The sequence below is a fragment of the Providencia sp. PROV130 genome (assembly GCF_028482225.1).
In the GTDB taxonomy this organism is placed as follows: domain Bacteria; phylum Pseudomonadota; class Gammaproteobacteria; order Enterobacterales; family Enterobacteriaceae; genus Providencia; species Providencia rettgeri.
On the sequence record NZ_JAMPQC010000013.1, the window covers coordinates 87,624 to 105,677 of the forward strand.

An 18,054-nucleotide genomic window follows, 5' to 3' on the forward strand; every position below is an offset into this window, starting at 1 on the left:
GAGCATACATAAGTATGTGACCCGAGCAGCTGAGTGAAGCTAACACCCCTACAACTTGAAGTATGACGGGTAATTGAATGATACCGTACAATCCACCGCTAGAACCTTGGCTCCACATCCTCTACCAAGACGACCATATCATTGTCGTTAACAAGCCAAGCGAGCTACTTTCTGTGCCTGGAAAAGCCCCTGAACACAATGACAGCATTATGAGCCGCATTCAGCGTGATTTTCCTGCAGCTGAATCTGTACATCGCTTAGATATGGCGACCAGTGGCGTCATGGTTGTGGCGCTGCACAAAAAGGCTGAGCGTGAGCTCAAACGCCAATTTAGGGAACGTGAGCCCAAAAAATTCTATATTGCTCGTGTCTGGGGACATTTAGAAAAAGAAGAAGGCTTGATTGATTTACCGCTAATTTGTGATTGGCCAAACCGCCCTAAGCAAAAGGTGTGTTTCGAAACGGGGAAATCAGCACAAACTGAGTACCACGTTTTACAGTATGAAGAACTGGCGACTCGCGTAAAGCTTTCACCCATTACGGGACGTTCTCACCAACTGAGAGTCCATATGTTAGCTTTAGGCCACCCAATATTAGGCGACCGTTTCTATGCTCACGATGAAGCAAAAGCCTTAGCTCCACGCTTACAGTTACATGCCCAGGAGCTATATATCACCCATCCTGAATATGGCACGCCAATGCATTTTACCTGCCCACCGGATTTTTAACGGTCTCTAATCGATTGATTAGATTTCAATATTACCAGTGCAAAAATTAACTCACTCTGTTTTTGCGCTGATTATTTTCCCGTTTGTTTTTACCCTAAGAACATACATAACTATGTAACTAGGGTGCGCGAGCGCAGCCAACAAAAAACGGGAGCGAAATAATCCATTTTAATTATTCCCCTGATTTCCCCTAAATAGTTCGTGTTGCAGCTAGGCGGCAAGAGAGCGAATCCCTAGGAGCATACAGTAGTATGTGACTAGGGTGCGCGAGCGCAGCCAACAACGCTGCGGCGCGAAATATGACGGGGAAATTTATTTGAAGCCGAGCTCCTTCTTGACTAAGTCATAAGCTGCTTGGATAGATTGCGCCTTTTGCTTCGCAATTTCCATCATCTCTGGCGGCAAACCTTTCGCTACCAGTTTATCGGGGTGATGTTCGCTCATTAGTTTGCGATAGGCCCGCTTAATTTTTGTTGGGTCATCACTAGGAGACACGCCAAGCACTTTACAAGCATCTTCAAGGGTTGGGCCATTTGATTGCTGATAATACCCTCCTGATTGCTGCTGAGAGTAACCGTGGCCAAATTGGCGACCACTTTGGATCATATCCAAGAACTGTTCAAACTGAACCTTAGAAATACCAAGCTCTTCGGCAATAATAAACAACACTTTTCGTTCGTTCGGGTGTAATTGTCCATCAGCAAAAGCAGCTTGTAATTGAATTTCCAGAAACATCTGAATCAAGTCAAAACGGCCATAACAGGCCATACGTAATTGCTTTAATACATCACGCAATGGAAAGTTAGGGGATTTGCCTTCTCTAAATGCTTGTTGAGCCGCTTTTCTTGTTTCTCCATGTAATTGCATTCTGTCCATTAAATTAGTCGCAAGCTGAATATCTGTCTCGGTTACACGGCCTTTCGACTTCGTTAAATGCCCCAAAATTTGGAAGGTGCTCGCAAAGAAAATGATTTGACGATCTCGCTTATTCATTCTCCCTGCAAATTTACGTTGAATCGATGCTTTATCAAAACCATGCCCAATAATTAACCCAACTAGCGCTCCCCAAAAGCCCAATCCAGAGACGATTGCGAGTATAACGCCAATAATTTTGCCCCAATAGTGCATATATCCCTCAATTCTTCAATGCTCAAAATGCAATTTTGCATTATCATACTATTCATTCAGCTCTATGCATAACTACCCGCGCGTAAAGTTTCTTACATTATACTGGCGCAAAGTGGTTGGCTAAGTTAGTCTTTGAGCGTTTGCTGGCGATGCCAATGATGACGGAACCCCATATTTAATGATGAAAAAAAGCTATCCAACACTACTCGCCACCATGGTATGGGCGGCAATTTATAGTCAGCAAGCGCATGCTGACCTTGCACAGCAGTGTATGCTGGGTGTCCCTGTTTACACAAAACCGATTGTAAAAGGTGACCCTAACAACCTGCCGATTCACATTACCGCTGAAGATGTCCGTGGTGAATACCCTAATTTTGTTGAATATGAAGGTAATGTCGATATTCAACAGGGGAACCAAACATTAACCGCTGATAACGTTAAACTCACACAAACAGAAACAGCGGGTGAACTCCCTGTGCGTGAAGTAACAGCCACGGGTAATGTTCACTACGATGACCCACAAATTATCTTAAAAGGCCCTTCTGCGTGGTCTAACTTAGATAATAAAAACACGGATGTGAATGATGGTAACTATATGATGGTAGGCCGTCAGGGGCGTGGTGACGCGACTAAAATGAAAATGCGTGGTGAAAACCGTTACTCTATTATGGAAAACGGCACATTCACGACCTGTTTACCCGGCAATAATAGCTGGAGCGTCGCGGGCTCTGAAGTCATTATCGACCGTGAAGAAGAAGTCGCTGAAATTTGGCATGCACGCTTTAAAGTGGGTGACGTGCCTATTTTCTATAGCCCATATATGCAATTGCCGATTGGCAATAAACGCCGTTCCGGTTTTTTAATCCCGACGGGAAGCTATTCAAGTAACGATGGGTTAGAGTTCTCATTACCCTATTATTGGAATATTGCGCCAAACTACGACGCCACAATTACGCCGCAATTTATGACCCACCGTGGCGTAAAATTAAATAATGAATTCCGTTACCTTATTGCCCCAGGTACAGGTACCGTGGCCTTTGATTTTCTAAATCATGACCGTGCTTATATCAAAGACAAAGAACGTGGTAAGCGAGAAGATCGTGATAGCGATGACCGTTGGCTATTCTACTGGCGCCATTCTGGGACTTACGCGGGGCACTGGAACTTCAGCTCTGACTATACCAAAGTGAGCGACCCTAGCTATTTTACTGACTTCAGTTCCCAGTACGGTAGCACCACTGATGGCTACGCCACACAAAAATTCAGTGCAGGTTATTCAGATACAAACTGGAATGCGAAAGTCACTCACAAGCAATTCCAAATTTTTGCGGATAACCCCAACAAACGTGCTTATAAAGCAGAGCCGCAAGTGGACTTCAATTATTATAAAAATAATTTAGGTGTCTTTGATGTGCATACTTACGCACAAGCAGCTCGTTTTACAAGTGTGGGTAAAAATAACCCTGATGCAACTCGTTTGCACATTGAGCCTGAAGTGAACCTGCCATTGTCTAATGGCTGGGCAAATATGAATAACAGCATCAAATTGTATGCGACTCATTACGACCAAGATATTCCTCGCTCGAATACGGATAGTAGCTTAGAAAAAAATGTTACGCGTGTTCTACCCATGTTTAAAAGCGATGCAAAAGTTGTCTTCGAACGCGACCTTTTCCAAGGCAGCGATTTCGTTCAAACATTAGAACCACGTGTCCAATATTTGTATATTCCGTATAAAGATCAAGATAATATCAATAACTTTGACTCTTCATTGCTGCAGTCAGACTATAGCGGTTTATTCCGTGACCGAATTTACAGTGGCCTTGACCGTATTGCCTCTGCAAACCAGTTAACCACAGGTGTTACAACACGTGTTTATGACGATGCTTTAGCTGAACGTTTTAACTTCTCTGTGGGGCAAATTTATTACTTTGAACGCCCGCGTGCCGGTGATTCAAATCGTCCAATTGATGATAAAAGCAACACGGGTTCATTATTATGGGCCACTGACTCTATGTGGCGAATTGATGATAACTGGGGCTTGCGTGGTGGGTTACAATATGACCGTCGTCTCGGTAATGTCACAATGGGGAATGCGGTTGCAGAATACCGTTTAGATGCCGATCGTTTAGTTCAGTTGAACTACCGTTTCGTTGACCGCGATTATATTCAAGCAACCTTCCGTCGTGAAGATACTGCGAATGGTGGCTATACCTATACACTGCCTGAATACCAACGCGGTATTTCACAAGTGGGTGCTGTCATGAGTTGGCCATTAAGTGAACGTTGGGGCTTTGTAGGTTCATATTATTATGATACCAAACAACAACAACCTGCGAGCCAACTGGTTGGTTTGCAATACAATACTTGTTGCTGGGCAGTCAATCTTGGCTATGAACGTAAGATAGTTGGTTGGCAAAAAGAGAAGTTCAGCAGTGAATATGACAATAAATGGTCAATCAATGTGGAACTTAGAGGCCTAAATAACAATCATAGTTTAGGTAGTCAGAAAATGTTAGAAAGTGGCATTATGCCTTATCAACGTGCTTTCTGATAAAAATAACATAAATTTACTCTAAATAATTCGAGGTGCAGTTAGGCGACAAGCGAGTGAGTCGCTAGGAGCATACATAAGTATGTGACTAGTGCGAATGAACGCCGTCAACAACACTGCAACTTGAAGTATGACGAGTAAAAAAGAGATTAGCCCGCTTTTGCGGAATCAAAGTCAATATTTATAGGACCATTATGAAGAATTGGAGAACGCTTATTCTGGGACTGATGTTCGCAAGCTCCACTGCTTTGGCTGCGCCTCAGCAAATGGATAAAGTCGCTGCGGTCGTCAATAACGGTGTTGTGCTGGAAAGTGACGTCCAGAATATGATCAACACAGTAAAACTGAATGCTCAGAACGCACGCCAACAAGTGCCTGATGATCAAACTCTGCGTCATCAGATCCTCGAGCGTCTCGTTATGGATAACATCATTTTGCAAATGGCTAGCCAAATGCAAATCAATATTCCAGATGAAGCCGTGGATGCAACTATTACTGATATCGCTCGTCAAAACGGTTTAACACTGCAGCAAATGCAACAACGTTTAACCGCAGATGGCATCAATATGAATCAATATCGTAGCGAAATTCGTAAAGAGATGCTGATCGCTGAAGTGCGTAACAATGAAGTTCGCCGCCGCGTTACCATTTTACCTCAAGAGGTTGATTCGCTGGCAGAGCAAATGAGTTCACAAGCCAATTATGAAATGGGCGTTAATCTAAGTCATATATTGATCCCGTTGGCAGAAAACCCAACGCAAGAACAGCTAAAAAATGCTGAAGTATTAGTGAATAAAATTTTAGCTGAACTGAAAAAAGGCGGAGATTTTGGTAAGTTAGCTATCGCTTATTCAGCAGACCCTCAAGCGCTGAAAGGCGGTAATATGGGTTGGTCGCGCCTACAAGAATTACCTGTTGTCTTCGCTGAGCAGCTGAAAAATGCGAAAAAAGGCGATATTGCTGGCCCAATTCGTTCGGGTGTCGGCTACCATATTTTACGCGTAAATGATGTAAGTGGTGGCAGCCAACCGATTTCTGTCACAGAAGTGAAAGCACGTCACATCTTAATTAAGTCATCACCAATTATGGATGATGCACAGGCAAGACAAAAATTAACCAAAATTGCTCAGGAAATTCGTTCAGGCAAAGTTTCATTTGAAGATGCAGCAAAAGAGAATTCTGAAGATCCAGGTAGCGCATTAAAAGGTGGTGAATTAGGTTGGAATATGCCTGATGTCTACGACCCGGCTTTCCGTGATGCATTAATGAGACTGAATAAAGGCGAATTAAGCCAACCTGTTCAATCAAATTTTGGTTGGCACTTAATTCAATTAGAAGACACTCGTAACGTTGATAAAACAGATGCGGCACAAAAAGACCAAGCGTACCGTCTGCTATTCAACCGTAAATTTAATGAAGAAGCACAGAGCTGGATGCAAGAACAACGTGCTTCCGCTTATGTGAAAATGGTTGATGGCCGTGATAGCCAATCTACAGATGAAAAATCAAATTAAGCCTATTGTCATCACTCCCGGCGAACCTGCCGGGATTGGTCCTGACCTACTGATTCAGCTTGCTCAACAGCAATGGCCTGTTGAGCTGGTTGCCTGTGTTGATCCTGAGTTGTTACGCCAGCGTGCCAAAGCACTGAATTTGCCACTGACATTAACCGAATATATCCCTAATACAGTCACTAAAGTACAACCTGCGGGCAGTTTATCCGTTCTACCTGTTCATTTAGCAACGGCTGCAAAGGCAGGTGTACTCAATGTTGATAATGGCCAATATGTCGTAGAAAGCTTAGCAAAAGCCTGTGACGGCTGTTTAAAAGGTGAATTCTCAGCGCTTGTTACAGGTCCCGTGCATAAAGGGATTATTAATGATGCTGGCGTACCATTTAGCGGCCACACTGAATTCTTTGCAGAAAGAAGTGGCTGTGAACGCGTTGTTATGATGCTAGCTACAGAAGAGCTGCGTGTTGCATTAGCCACAACGCATTTGCCACTCAAGGACGTGTCAGCTGCCATTACTCAACAGAGCCTGAATGAAGTCATCACGATTTTACACCATGATTTACAAACAAAATTTGGTATTGAAAAACCCGCCATCTATGTTTGTGGTTTAAATCCACATGCAGGAGAAGGCGGGCACATGGGTACCGAAGAAATTGATACGATAGAGCCCGCACTCGAAAACCTGCGCGCAAAAGGGATTAATTTGATTGGGCCATTGCCTGCAGATACCTTATTTCAAGCTAAGTATTTAGACCATGCAGACGCAGTGTTAGCAATGTATCACGATCAAGGCCTTCCTGTGTTAAAATACCAAGGTTTTGGCAGAGCAGTAAATATTACTCTCGGCCTGCCTTTTATCCGTACCTCTGTCGACCATGGCACAGCCCTTGAACTCGCAGGTACGGGTCATGCTGATGTGGGAAGTTTTATCACCGCATTAAAGTTAGCTATCCAAATGACATCTAAGAATACATGAATAATCGAGTCCATCAGGGGCACTTTGCCCGCAAACGCTTCGGGCAGAACTTTTTAACTGACCAATTTATTATCGACAGCATCGTGGATGCCATGAACCCGCTGCCGGGTCAGTCCATTGTAGAAATTGGTCCCGGCTTAGGTGCCTTAACCGAACCTGTCGGTAGCCGAATCGATAAAATGACTGTGGTTGAACTTGACCGTGACCTTGCAGCACGTTTACATGTTCATCCTCAACTAAAAGATAAATTAACTATCATTCAGCAAGATGCAATGACAGTAGATTTTGGTGAATTAGCCAAACAAGCAGGTCAACCCCTGCGCGTTTTCGGTAACTTGCCTTACAATATCTCCACACCTTTAATGTTTCACTTATTCACATTCACCAATTCTATTTCTGACATGAACTTCATGTTACAAAAAGAAGTGGTGAATCGTCTGGTTGCAGGCCCAGGCAGTAAAGCCTTTGGGCGCTTGAGTGTTATGGCACAATATTACTGTAACGTGGTGCCTGTGTTAGAAGTACCGCCGACTGCATTTACACCCGCACCAAAAGTAGATTCTGCCATTGTTAGGTTGATTCCTCATCGTGAAAACCCATATCCGGTAAAAGACATTAAATTTTTAAGTCGCATTACCACACAAGCTTTCAATCAACGCCGTAAAACTGTTCGTAACAGTCTTGGGGATTTATTCAGCGTTGAAGAGTTAACAGAACTGGGTATTGATTTAAGCACCCGAGCAGAAAATATTTCTGTTGAACAATATTGTAAAATGGCAAACTATCTCTCTAACCGTTCAGAATAGTCTGTTGAAGGAGGCACTATGCTTAATGAGCCGAATGTTAGCATCCAAGTTCAGAGTGTCTATATAGAAAGCCAATCTCAACCCGATATTGCGAGATATGTGTTTGCTTACACAATCTGCATTCGTAATTTAGGGCGAGAGCCTATCCAATTAATGAGCCGTTATTGGCTCATTACTAACAGTGATGGCCATAAAACCGAAGTTCAAGGTGAAGGTGTAGTGGGTGAACAACCCCTTATTCAGCCAGGAAAAGAATATCGTTATACCAGTGGCACAATCCTTGAAACACCAATGGGTACGATGGAAGGTTATTATGTGATGATAAGTACGCAAGGGGATAGTTTCCACGTTGATATCCCTGCTTTTCGTCTTGCCATCCCAACACTGATTAATTAATTATGTCGACATATTTAGTAGGTGATATTCACGGTTGTTATCGTGAACTCCGTGACTTGATGGAAAGTGTCCATTTTGATCCAACCAAAGACACATTATGGTTAACAGGCGATCTCGTTGCTCGCGGAGCTGAATCACTGCAAGTTTTACGCTATGTAAAAAGCCTTGGCTCAGCCGTACGTTTAGTGCTTGGTAACCACGATCTCCATCTGTTGGGAATTTACTGTAAGATCAGTCGCAATAAACCCAAAGATCACCTCGATGAGTTATTACATGCCCCTGATCTTGACGAACTGATCAATTGGTTACGTCGCCAACCTTTATTACAAATTGATGAAGAAAAAAAGATCTTGATGACCCATGCCGGTATGACACCACAATGGGATATCAAAACGGCACGCATGTGTGCAAGGGAAGTTGAAGCAGTGCTTTCCAGTGATGCATATCCACTATTCATCGACTCCATGTATGGTGATATGCCAAATAACTGGTCTGAAAGCCTAATGGGGCTAGCACGCTTGCGTTTTAGTACCAATGCCTTAACACGTCTGCGCTACTGTTTTCCGAACGGGCAATTAGATATGATTTGCAAGGAAAACCCCAAAAAAGCACCTGCCCCACTAAAACCGTGGTTCGATCTACCAAGCCAAATTCCTGATGACTATTCGGTATTTTTTGGTCACTGGGCATCGCTCGAAGGAAAATGCACCCCCGATAACGTCTATGCTTTAGATACTGGGTGTTGCTGGGGAGGAGACTTGACGCTATTTCATTGGGAAACCAAGCAGTATCACCGCCAAAAGTCATATCAAAAACGCCGCAAAGAATAACTTTTTATATGATTAACTGTAGGTTATAGCAAAATGGCGCAATTAAGCGCCATTTTTGTGATCAAACCAAAAAATTAAGCTCTTTTGGTTAGGATCTCAAAACAATAACCATGGGTATTGTTTTCATCAGCTTCATGATATTCCGTAAAAATAGAATCCCATTCATCAGGCTCATAAGTTGGAAAATGGGTATCACCAATAACTTCGGCATCAACATGAGTCAAATAGAGTTTATTCGCTAATGGTAAAAATTGTTGATAAACTTTACCACCGCCAATCACCATCACTTCATCAACATTTTCAATTGCTTGTGCCGCGGCTAACGCGTCTTCAATTGACGTTACCCAAATCACATCAGAATCAGTGCCAGGAACACTGCTTAATACAATATTTACACGTTGTGGTAATGGGCGCCCAATAGATTCATAGGTCACACGCCCCATGATAACCGGTTTATTTAACGTATTTCGTTTGAACCACGCTAGATCCCCCGGCAAATTCCAAGGCATCGCTTTTTCCATGCCGATAACCTGATCGATCGCCATTGCTGCGATTAAGCTAATATTCATCTATTCACCTTAGAAACAAGATATAAAAATTGAGCACACTATACGGAAAGAGAATTGTTTCGTCGACTAAATTTAAGCTTCCTTAAACAGGTTTGAATCACTTATACTCAAATTGATAAACTTACGACTAAAAATAACATGAAAAAACAAAATGAACCCTCTGATATCAGCCTAAATACGAGTATTTAGTCGGTCATTTTTATTTACCAACATTGAACGGGAAAAGAGATCAAAAATGTACGAAACGAGTATTATGGTTGCGACCATCGCGGCACTCGGTATGCTTTCTCCAGGGCCTGACTTCTTTTTAATTGTCAAAAACTCAGCTCGCTATCAACGCTCTGCGGCATTAATGTCTGCATGTGGTGTGATAGTCGCTATCGCGTTGCATATGTCCTACTGCGTTGCGGGCCTAGCTGTTTTAATTACCACCACACCTTGGCTGTTTAATATCTTAAAATACGCAGGTGCGGCCTATTTAATTTGGATCGGTGTCAAAAGCTTACTTCCGCAATCCGGCCATAGCGTTGATCTTACGACCAGTAAACACGAAATTGTTTCATTCAAGAAAGCCTTTATGCAAGGTTTCCTCTGCAATGTATTAAATCCAAAAGCCACGCTATTCTTTTTAGCCGTCTTCACTCAAGTATTAGATGTTAATTCTACCGTTGGTGAAAAATTATGGTTTGCCTTTATTATTTGGGGCTTAGCTGTCATTTACTGGCCAATATTAGTCTTTTTGATCCAAAGTGCCCCTGTCAGAAAAGGCCTAGCAAAAGTACAAACCTATGTTGATAAAGTTCTCGGAGTGGTATTAATCGCCTTTGGTGTTCGAGTGGCGCTAAGCTAGCCTTATTAGCTCCCATCAAAAAAGCAGGCAAAATGCCTGCTTGAGGTTGTTGACAAAGTGGGATAAAAGCGTGGTTTTTCCCGCTTTGTGCTATCAGCCGAAAATCAATAGATTGATTTTCCTAATTTATTTTCAAAACCTATTAGACTTGCTGCCATACATTATATGTTTGTCAGCAGTCTGAAGCAGGCAAAATGCCTGCTTTTTAAATATTCAATATTGTTATAATACGAATTATTGCATTGTATCTTGCGGCGCCACCACCATTTGCCCCACTGATCCTAAATCTGCTTTTTCTAAATTTTGACTGTAGAATAAAAATGGAAAATGGTTATAGGATGGCTGCATCATTTGCACTAATAATTCAACGCGGCCATCCACCCATACCGTATCTTTCCAGCCATAGTCTTCCGGTGGAGTTGGTTTACCATTACGGTTTAAAACCTTAAAACGCACACCTTCAATATGAAACGCTTGCGGTTCATTCGTCGTCACAACCCAACGCTCCCAATTACCTTGGAGACTTGAGAAATCGACCCTATTTGTATCAATGGTCGCATTGTTAATACCAAAACCATCATTAAGGTGAATATTGCGTTGTGTAATACTGGATGTGACTTGCGTTTTATCTTCAACTAATTGTGTCGGTAAGCCATCTGTTACTAATGACATTAATCCTGTCGCTTTGATAGTGAGTACATTCGTTGAAATTAAATTATTCGATGGCTCGAATAACCCCTTTAAGCGATCCATAAAAGTCGCCGACTCACCTGCCGTAATAGTTAACTCTTGCGTTTTAGCCATATCAATCAAAACTTCACGCCGTTCACCCGGCGCTAACGGTAGTTCTTGAACACTCACAGGGACGGTTAATAAACCTTGGTCAGATGCAATCAACGAAAATGGCCGGCCATCACTGATTTTCATTACATAATTACGGGAATTCGACGCATTTAATAACCGTAAGCGCACCCATCCTCGAGAAACTTCAATGTATGGATTTTGCACGCCGTTAACCAGTAATGTATCGCCTAAAAAGCCATTTTCATCCGCTTTGTATTCTGGAACGCCAAAATTATCTAAGCGCTTATCTTGAATAATGACCGGAAAATCATCAACACCATAGTGTTTCGGTAAACGCAGATTTTTCGTCACATCATCTTCAATGATCCACATCCCTAATAAACCATTGTAGACTTGTTCGCCCATTTTCCCTTGAGTATTCGCATGATACCAGAGCGTAGCTGCATTTTGGCGTATCGGGATCACCGGAGACCAGTCCGCATTAGGTGAAATTAACCGTGCGGCTCCACCTATTTGTGTTCCTGGTATTTGCAACCCACTTATTGTCATCGAAACGGCTTCAGGTAAGCGATTACTGTAAATAAGCTTAATATCATCGCCATTTTTTACTTTGACAGTCGGGCCAGGAGAAGAACCATTAACTCCCCAAATATCGGCTGAATACTTTCCATCAAAAGACCAATGAATTTTTTGTAATGTTAAAAATAATGGCTGTCCAGACCGTGATTCTAATAACGGTGGTACAGGTAAAGCTGCCGCTCCCTCTGCATTTGCATGAATAGGCGCATAGGACAAACATAGAGCCATCCCTGCCGCTATCAGGGTTTGGCATCGATTGAATGACATAAATTCTCCGCTAAACAAAATTCCAGCGCATTTTATTGTTTGATATTATAAATATTCAGCCAATGATATGGCTAATTTTAGGTTGGCGCTAGCAATATAACTACTTAGATACAACAATTTAAGACCGCAATAATTTGTGTGCCATGATATCGCGAAAAAAGGCTAAATTCTAAAAATATCTATCCAATATATTAAAATTTAATTAATAAGATTATAAATAGTAAGGGTAAGTAATTAGAAAAGGAAAGTTAGGCAGGTCGATAACAATAAAGACAGTTTATGCTACGCTCAATCTAAAATAATAGGCAATATTCACATATTGCCTATTATTAAAATAAATTCAATCAGTTAGGCTATTTACCCTGTTTTGACATCTCTTCAACCTCGAGATCGAGTTCTTTAATTTTGGCTTCCATTAAAGCATGGCAATGTTCCGATAATTCCCTCACTTGCTCACGGGTATAAAGTGATGTATCAATAGGGTCTAACATTTCAATAATTACGCTACCATTATTCCAACGGTTTAGCTTAATTTTACCTTGTGTACTCGAAACGCAAACAGGCACAATCGGCACCCCTGCTGCAATAGCTGCGTGAAATGCCCCAGTTTTAAATGGTAATAAACCACGGCCGCGACTACGCGTTCCTTCAGGGAACATCCATACGGATATTTTACGTTTTTTGATCTGGTCTGCGACTTGCGTGATCGTATTATGCGCCTTAGAACGATTCGCTCGGTCAATCAAAATATTCCCCGTGATCCAGTACAGAAAACCAAAAAATGGAATGTAAACCAAGCTTTTTTTACCGACTGTAACTGTTCTCGGTAATACCCCATTTGACATAGTCACCATGTCGTAATTGTTTTGGTGATTCCCAATATAAATACTCGGGCCATAACTTTTGGCTTTCTCAGGTACACGATTGATAACCTTAATCCCAAACACAACTGATAACCGCCCAAACATATGGCCGAATGTCATTACGTGTTTTGGGTTGCGTGGGCTAAACAAGCAGTAAATACCGCCGCCTACGCACACAAAAATAGTGTAGATAATGACAATGATCGCTCTAATCAGCGCTAACATACTAACCCCAAATTGTAAGGGGCTTCACAGCCCCATGATGAATATTGCCTGCTTAAAAACCTTCTGAACTTCATACTCAACAAGATTTATAAGGTTTGCCTTTGTTAATTATTCAGTATCTACTGGCTCAATATCAATACGCTCAATATTGTGCATTCCACGCGGTAATGACGTCCCTTTACGGCCACGTTCTGAGCGGTATTTTTGCAAGTCTTCTGCTTTAAATTTCAATTTCCGCTTACCAAAATGCAAGGTCATTGATGCCCCCACAGGCAAGATCATCAACCAAGTCAATAAATCATCACCCGTTGCCGCTTGCGCGCCGGCAATATTGATAATTTTATTACCTTTACCTTTTGAAAGTTGAGGTAAATCCGCTACAGGGAATATCAACATACGCCCCGCCTTGGTAATTGCCAATAGCAAATCTTCCTGCTCATTATGCAATTCAATTGGTGCTAATACTTTGGCATTTTCAGGTAAGGAGATTAAGGCCTTACCAGTTTTATTTTTAGTGACTAAATCATTAAAGGTACAAATAAAACCGTAACCTGCATCAGAAGCCATTAAATATTTCTGTTCGTCAGGCGCCATTAATACATGCTCAATGGTCGCACCGGGAGGCAGCGTTAATTTACCCGTTAGAGGCTCACCTTGACTACGCGCTGAAGGTAATTCCAGTGGGTCCACAGAATAACTGCGCCCTGTCGTATCAAGGAATACCGCCGCTTGGTTTGACTTGCCCCGTGCAGCTCCTTTAAAACCATCTCCTGCTTTATAATTTAGGTTAGTCGGTTCGATATCATGCCCTTTAGCACTACGCACCCATCCCATATCAGAAAGCACAACGGTAATCGGTTCTGACGGTAAAATCTCATGCTCGCTCATTGCTTTCGCTTCTTCGCGCTCATGCAATGGGGAGCGACGGTCATCACCGTAATCTTTGGCGTCAGATTGAATCTCTTTTTTAATCAACGTGTTTAAACGTCTCTCAGACCCCAAGATCGCTTGTAATTCATCACGCTCTTTGGCTAATTCGTCCTGCTCACCACGAATTTTCATTTCTTCGAGCTTCGCTAAGTGACGTAATTTTAATTCTAAAATCGCTTCCGCTTGGGTATCACTGATATTAAAACGTGACATTAAAACGGCTTTGGGTTCGTCTTCTGTACGAATAATTTCAATGACTTCGTCAATATTCAGATAGGCGATTAATAAACCATCTAAAATATGTAAACGTCTTAATACTTTTTCTAACCGATGATTTAAGCGGTTACGTACGGTTTGACGACGGTAAGCAATCCACTCATTTAAGATTTCAACCAACCCTTTGACCGACGGGCGATTATCCAGGCCAATCATATTAAGGTTAACGCGATAGCTACGTTCTAAATCGGTTGTCGCAAATAAATGTGTCATGACCTGTTCAAGGTCAACACGATTACTACGCGGAACAATCACTAAACGAGTTGGGTTTTCATGGTTTGATTCATCGCGTAAATCTTCAACCATCGGCAATTTTTTCGCACGCATTTGGCTGGCAATTTGTTCTAAGACTTTCGCCCCAGAAACTTGATGAGGTAGCGCCGTGATAACAGCATTACCATCTTCTTTTTCCCACACAGCACGCATGCGTACAGAACCGCGCCCATTTTGATAAATTTTACGGATATCATCACGGGAAGAAATAATTTCTGCTTCAGTTGGATAATCAGGCCCCGGTACAAATGCCATGATGTCATCAAGATTTAGTGTCGGTTTATCCAGTAAAGCAACCAACGCTTGGGCCACTTCTCGGGCGTTATGAGGCGGAATATCGGTCGCCATCCCAACTGCAATCCCCGTTGTACCGTTTAGTAGAATATTCGGTAAACGTGCCGGCAACATTTTTGGTTCGTTTAGCGTACCATCAAAGTTTGGTACCCAATCAACTGTGCCATGTCCAAGTTCGCTGAGTAAAATTTCAGCATATTTTGATAAACGTGATTCTGTATAACGCATTGCTGCGAATGATTTAGGGTCATCGGGTGCCCCCCAGTTTCCTTGGCCATCCACCAGCGGGTAGCGGTAAGAAAATGGCTGCGCCATCAACACCATCGCTTCATAACAAGCGCTATCACCATGCGGGTGATATTTACCGAGAACATCGCCCACCGTTCTGGCGGACTTTTTGTATTTCGCAGTGTTGCTTAAGCCAAGTTCTGACATCGCATACACAATACGGCGCTGAACAGGTTTAAGCCCATCGCCAATAAATGGTAATGCCCTATCCATGATGACGTACATCGAATAGTTCAGATAGGCATTTTCAGTGAAGGCATGCAGCGGTAAACGCTCTACACCATCATGAGTAATTTCACTCATTCAATTCGTTCCTTTCTCATCGCAATTCGGATATTAGACATCAATTTCAGCCATATCGCCTTTTTCTTGCAGCCAATTACGGCGATCTTCAGAGCGTTTTTTAGCAAGAAGCATATCCATGACAGCAAGTGTTTCTTGGTAGTTTTCATCATCGATAATTAGCTGTACAAGACGACGAGTATTTGGATCTAATGTCGTTTCACGTAATTGCAGTGGGTTCATTTCACCCAACCCTTTAAAACGCTGAACATTGGGTTTACCGCGCTTGCGGCTAAGACGTTCAAGCACAGCATTTTTTTCGCTTTCATCAAGGGCGTAAAACGTTTCTTTACCTAAATCGATACGATATAACGGTGGCATTGCCATATAGACATGCCCTGCTTTTACTAATGTTGGGAAATGACGGACAAATAATGCACATAACAGTGTAGCAATATGCAAGCCATCGGAGTCCGCATCCGCAAGGATACAAATTTTCCCATAACGTAATTGGCTAAGGTCTTCGCTATCAGGGTCTATCCCAATGGCAACAGAGATATCATGTACCTCTTGGGAAGCTAAAACTTCATCAGAAGACACTTCCCATGTATTGAGGATTTTACCGCGCAACGGCATGATAGCCTGATATTCGCGGTCACGGGCTTGTTTTGCTGAGCCCCCTGCGGAGTCCCCTTCTACAAGGAACAATTCCGTCATACTCAAGTCTTGCGAGCTACAATCGGCTAATTTACCCGGTAATGCAGGGCCACTGGTGAGTTTTTTACGCACCACTTTTTTCGCTGCACGCATTCGACGTTGCGCGCTAGAAATTGCCATTTCTGCGAGTTGTTCAGCCACTTGCACGTTCTGGTTAAGCCATAAACTGAAAGCATCTTTTACCACACCCGAAACAAACGCTGCACATTGACGCGAAGACAGGCGTTCTTTCGTTTGCCCTGCAAATTGAGGGTCTTGCATTTTAACGGAAAGCACATAAGTGCAGCGCTCCCAAATATCATCTGCGGAGAGCTTAACACCACGAGGCAATATATTACGGAATTCGCAAAACTCACGCATTGCATCAAGCAACCCTTGGCGTAAACCATTAACATGGGTTCCACCTAGTGCTGTTGGGATAAGATTGACATAACTTTCTGTTAGTAATTCACCGCCTTCAGGTAACCAGAGCAACGCCCATTGCGCCGCTTCAGTTTCCCCAGAAAATTCGCCTGTAAACGGTTTCGGCGGCAGCGCTTCAAGGCCGTCAATCGACTCCATTAGGTAATCGGTCAACCCGTCACTGTAGCACCAGCTTTGCTCTGTATTGTTGAGCTTATCCTTAAACGTGATTTTCACGCCGGGGCATAAAACAGCTTTAGCTTTTAAATTATGAGTTAAACGAGTTACTGAAAATTTTGGGCTATCAAAGTAGCTACCATCAGGCCAAAAATGCACGCTAGTGCCTGTGTTACGTTTGCCACAAGTCCCAATTACATGCAAATCTTCAACCTTGTCGCCGTTCTCAAAGGCAATTTGATACATTTGGCTATCACGACGAACAGTAACTTCAATACGTTTTGATAACGCATTGACGACAGAAATCCCAACACCATGCAAACCACCTGAAAACTGGTAGTTTTTATTGGAGAATTTTCCCCCTGCATGTAATTGCCCCAGAATCAGCTCAACTGCTGACACTTTCATTTCAGGGTGGATATCGACAGGCATACCGCGCCCATCATCGATTACTTCAAGGGATTGATCGGCATGTAAAATAACTTCGATGTGGCTCGCGTGCCCCGCAAGCGCTTCATCGACGCTATTATCAATTACTTCTTGAGCCAGATGGTTCGGTCGACTGGTGTCGGTATACATCCCCGGACGACGGCGAACAGGCTCTAAACCACTGAGGACTTCAATGGCCTCTGCGTTATAACTAGATTGAGTCATGTTGTCATTCTGCGGTAATAGGTGATTAATTGAACTATTCAATCAGTGAGTTACTGTTGATAATAACAGTGTTCATACGTTTTGACACTATTTCTCTGCCAATTGAAGGAAATCAACAATTTGAGAAAAGTAAGCTTCAAAACCAATAAAGGCATGATTACCGTCAGGTTCCACAGTTTGTTTGCACTTTGAAAGATAGGCAACTGCCTCTCGATAATCAAGTACTTCATCGCCCATTTGCTGTAGCAACCAGATAAGTTGAGGAGATGCGAGTCTTTCAATGTATAAGGATTTTAGCTCATGGATATGCTTTTCTTCCAACACATATTGTTCATGAGTATATGGGTTTGTATTGTCGCCTAAGTAATCTTGCAGTAAATCAAAAGGACGCACTGCGGGGTTTACAACGACGGCTGGGAGCTGATAACGCTCTGAAAACCAAATCGAAAAATAACCGCCTAGTGAAGATCCAACTAACCCCATTTTTTCATGCTGATGCTGTTGGATAATATCATCTAACATCGCTTGAGCTTGCTGAGGGTAATTCGGCAATTGCGGTACAAGCATATTAATATGTGGATAATTATCGCCAATCCATTGCTTTAAGTTATTAGCTTTAGCGGATTGAGGTGAGCTATTAAAACCATGAATATAAAGTAGAGTAGACATAAG

Annotated in this window: 15 protein-coding genes; 8 read left to right on the top strand and 7 right to left on the bottom strand. The window is 42.6% G+C overall.

All coding sequences use genetic code 11. The features are described 5' to 3' along the window. Window positions 1–77 precede the first annotated feature (77 nt). On the top strand, window positions 78–728 hold the full coding sequence (gene rluA, locus PSF28_RS09195; protein ID WP_210835372.1) for a bifunctional tRNA pseudouridine(32) synthase/23S rRNA pseudouridine(746) synthase RluA: 651 nt from the start codon (window positions 78–80) through the stop codon (window positions 726–728). A gap of 312 nt (window positions 729–1,040) precedes the next feature. On the opposite strand, the gene djlA is transcribed toward rluA, so the two are convergent. Then, entirely contained in the window at window positions 1,041–1,856 is an 816-nt protein-coding gene (gene djlA, locus PSF28_RS09200) for a co-chaperone DjlA (RefSeq protein ID WP_210835374.1), read from the bottom strand. A gap of 181 nt (window positions 1,857–2,037) precedes the next feature. Between djlA and lptD the strand changes: the two genes are divergently transcribed. The 6 genes from lptD (at window position 2,038) to apaH (ending at window position 8,932) form a co-directional block, all read left to right on the top strand. Further along, complete coding sequence (gene lptD, locus PSF28_RS09205; RefSeq protein ID WP_272685005.1) at window positions 2,038–4,410, top strand: LPS assembly protein LptD; 2,373 nt, start codon at window positions 2,038–2,040, stop codon at window positions 4,408–4,410. A gap of 194 nt (window positions 4,411–4,604) precedes the next feature. After that, window positions 4,605–5,924: a peptidylprolyl isomerase SurA gene (surA, locus tag PSF28_RS09210; RefSeq protein WP_210835379.1), complete on the top strand. Its 1,320-nt coding sequence runs from the start codon at window positions 4,605–4,607 to the stop codon at window positions 5,922–5,924. Next, on the top strand, window positions 5,908–6,900 hold the full coding sequence (gene pdxA, locus PSF28_RS09215) for a 4-hydroxythreonine-4-phosphate dehydrogenase PdxA (RefSeq protein ID WP_210835382.1): 993 nt from the start codon (window positions 5,908–5,910) through the stop codon (window positions 6,898–6,900). Before surA ends, pdxA begins: the two co-directional genes overlap by 17 nt. After that, on the top strand, window positions 6,897–7,706 hold the full coding sequence (gene rsmA / locus PSF28_RS09220) for a 16S rRNA (adenine(1518)-N(6)/adenine(1519)-N(6))-dimethyltransferase RsmA (RefSeq protein ID WP_210835384.1): 810 nt from the start codon (window positions 6,897–6,899) through the stop codon (window positions 7,704–7,706). The genes pdxA and rsmA overlap by 4 nt, the downstream gene beginning before the upstream one ends. A gap of 18 nt (window positions 7,707–7,724) precedes the next feature. Beyond that, entirely contained in the window at window positions 7,725–8,102 is a 378-nt protein-coding gene (gene apaG / locus PSF28_RS09225; RefSeq protein ID WP_198641609.1) for a Co2+/Mg2+ efflux protein ApaG, read from the top strand. A 2-nt stretch (window positions 8,103–8,104) separates the two neighbouring features. After that, complete coding sequence (gene apaH / locus PSF28_RS09230) at window positions 8,105–8,932, top strand: bis(5'-nucleosyl)-tetraphosphatase (symmetrical) ApaH (protein ID WP_004908624.1); 828 nt, start codon at window positions 8,105–8,107, stop codon at window positions 8,930–8,932. A 74-nt stretch (window positions 8,933–9,006) separates the two neighbouring features. Here apaH and folA read toward each other — a convergent pair whose 3' ends face one another. Next, window positions 9,007–9,501, bottom strand: a complete 495-nt coding sequence (gene folA, locus PSF28_RS09235; protein WP_210835386.1) for a type 3 dihydrofolate reductase — start codon at window positions 9,499–9,501, stop codon at window positions 9,007–9,009. A gap of 235 nt (window positions 9,502–9,736) precedes the next feature. On the opposite strand from folA, the gene PSF28_RS09240 reads away from it, so the two are divergent. Continuing rightward, window positions 9,737–10,351, top strand: a complete 615-nt coding sequence (locus tag PSF28_RS09240) for a LysE family transporter (protein WP_004908618.1) — start codon at window positions 9,737–9,739, stop codon at window positions 10,349–10,351. A gap of 234 nt (window positions 10,352–10,585) precedes the next feature. Here PSF28_RS09240 and ftsP read toward each other — a convergent pair whose 3' ends face one another. The 5 genes from ftsP to yqiA all read right to left on the bottom strand — a co-directional run bounded on the left by ftsP (window position 10,586) and on the right by yqiA (window position 18,051). Continuing rightward, window positions 10,586–12,001 (bottom strand): cell division protein FtsP, encoded by a 1,416-nt coding sequence (gene ftsP / locus PSF28_RS09245; protein WP_272684965.1) that lies wholly within the window; start codon window positions 11,999–12,001, stop codon window positions 10,586–10,588. 353 nt (window positions 12,002–12,354) lie between these two features. Further along, window positions 12,355–13,089 (bottom strand): 1-acylglycerol-3-phosphate O-acyltransferase, encoded by a 735-nt coding sequence (locus PSF28_RS09250; protein WP_272664274.1) that lies wholly within the window; start codon window positions 13,087–13,089, stop codon window positions 12,355–12,357. A 108-nt stretch (window positions 13,090–13,197) separates the two neighbouring features. Next, window positions 13,198–15,453 (bottom strand): DNA topoisomerase IV subunit A, encoded by a 2,256-nt coding sequence (gene parC / locus PSF28_RS09255; RefSeq protein ID WP_272684966.1) that lies wholly within the window; start codon window positions 15,451–15,453, stop codon window positions 13,198–13,200. A 33-nt stretch (window positions 15,454–15,486) separates the two neighbouring features. Continuing rightward, a complete protein-coding gene (parE, locus tag PSF28_RS09260; RefSeq protein ID WP_210835397.1) occupies window positions 15,487–17,382 on the bottom strand; it encodes a DNA topoisomerase IV subunit B in 1,896 nt (631 codons plus the stop codon). Window positions 17,383–17,469: 87 nt separating this feature from the next. Next, window positions 17,470–18,051, bottom strand: coding sequence for an esterase YqiA (yqiA, locus tag PSF28_RS09265; RefSeq protein WP_210835399.1), 582 nt, complete (start codon window positions 18,049–18,051; stop codon window positions 17,470–17,472). Window positions 18,052–18,054 lie beyond the last annotated feature (3 nt).

What these genes read in the sequence shown, in the direction of transcription:
- rluA (WP_210835372.1), top strand. Translation starts at nt 78, where the DNA reads ATGATACCGTACAATCCACCGCTAGAACCTTGGCTCCACATCCTCTAC.
- djlA (WP_210835374.1), bottom strand. Translation starts at nt 1,856, where the DNA reads ATGCACTATTGGGGCAAAATTATTGGCGTTATACTCGCAATCGTCTCT.
- lptD (WP_272685005.1), top strand. Translation starts at nt 2,038, where the DNA reads ATGAAAAAAAGCTATCCAACACTACTCGCCACCATGGTATGGGCGGCA.
- surA (WP_210835379.1), top strand. Translation starts at nt 4,605, where the DNA reads ATGAAGAATTGGAGAACGCTTATTCTGGGACTGATGTTCGCAAGCTCC.
- pdxA (WP_210835382.1), top strand. Translation starts at nt 5,908, where the DNA reads ATGAAAAATCAAATTAAGCCTATTGTCATCACTCCCGGCGAACCTGCC.
- rsmA (WP_210835384.1), top strand. Translation starts at nt 6,897, where the DNA reads ATGAATAATCGAGTCCATCAGGGGCACTTTGCCCGCAAACGCTTCGGG.
- apaG (WP_198641609.1), top strand. Translation starts at nt 7,725, where the DNA reads ATGCTTAATGAGCCGAATGTTAGCATCCAAGTTCAGAGTGTCTATATA.
- apaH (WP_004908624.1), top strand. Translation starts at nt 8,105, where the DNA reads ATGTCGACATATTTAGTAGGTGATATTCACGGTTGTTATCGTGAACTC.
- folA (WP_210835386.1), bottom strand. Translation starts at nt 9,501, where the DNA reads ATGAATATTAGCTTAATCGCAGCAATGGCGATCGATCAGGTTATCGGC.
- PSF28_RS09240 (WP_004908618.1), top strand. Translation starts at nt 9,737, where the DNA reads ATGTACGAAACGAGTATTATGGTTGCGACCATCGCGGCACTCGGTATG.
- ftsP (WP_272684965.1), bottom strand. Translation starts at nt 12,001, where the DNA reads ATGTCATTCAATCGATGCCAAACCCTGATAGCGGCAGGGATGGCTCTA.
- PSF28_RS09250 (WP_272664274.1), bottom strand. Translation starts at nt 13,089, where the DNA reads ATGTTAGCGCTGATTAGAGCGATCATTGTCATTATCTACACTATTTTT.
- parC (WP_272684966.1), bottom strand. Translation starts at nt 15,453, where the DNA reads ATGAGTGAAATTACTCATGATGGTGTAGAGCGTTTACCGCTGCATGCC.
- parE (WP_210835397.1), bottom strand. Translation starts at nt 17,382, where the DNA reads ATGACTCAATCTAGTTATAACGCAGAGGCCATTGAAGTCCTCAGTGGT.
- yqiA (WP_210835399.1), bottom strand. Translation starts at nt 18,051, where the DNA reads ATGTCTACTCTACTTTATATTCATGGTTTTAATAGCTCACCTCAATCC.